Raw genomic sequence first — 680 nt, forward strand, 5'->3', positions numbered from 1 at the left:
CCCCCCCCCCCCGCACAGGCTAAGTACGGGGCGTGAAGGCACCTTCACAGCCGGCGGCCAGCCTTTAGCCCGCGCCGCTCCGCAGCCAGCTTCCCGCTAGTTCCTGTCAAAAACTGACCCGGCCCGACGGCCCGGCACCGCCGGGGCCCGCCTGTGCCGCGGCACGGCTACGGGAAGACCCCATGCACCCTGCCCGCCCCCTGACGGGAGGCCAGTGATGAGCCTCCACCAAAGCATCCCTTGCGCCGCCACCGCCGCGCAGGCCGCCTCGCTTCAGGCGCTCCTCAACACCTATCTGCGCGAAATGACCCCCGGCAGCGCCGTGTTGGCCGATGACCGCAGCACGGTGGAAATCCCGCTCAGCCACATCCCCGCCCGGCTGCAGGTGCGGATCACCTACTTCTCCGCGACCGGCCCGCATCGGTTCGGCCCGGCGCAAATCCAGTTTGATACCTCCAGCACCTGGCAATCCGCCCCCGCGGTGCAGGTCCTGACCCTGATCACACAGGAGTGTTTTGCCCGGCTCAACAGCCGCGATGCGGGCCAGCTGCCGGAATTCCTGCGCGGCCTCTTCAACAGCAACGCCGGGATCGAGCAGAACCTGCGCCGCCACGCAGGTTCACCCGAACCGGACGGCTTCCTCAGCGCCGAACAGGCGCTCACCTTCGGCCATTGGCTGC

The 680-nt window shown here is 69.1% G+C and carries 1 pseudogene; it reads left to right on the forward strand.

The features are described from left to right. Positions 1 to 217 precede the first annotated feature (217 nt). Positions 218 to 680: pseudogene (locus tag RA24_RS22865) on the forward strand (IucA/IucC family protein); the annotation flags it as partial.

Origin of the sequence: Leisingera sp. ANG-M6 (genome assembly GCF_000813905.1) — a bacterium.
Classification (GTDB): domain Bacteria; phylum Pseudomonadota; class Alphaproteobacteria; order Rhodobacterales; family Rhodobacteraceae; genus Leisingera.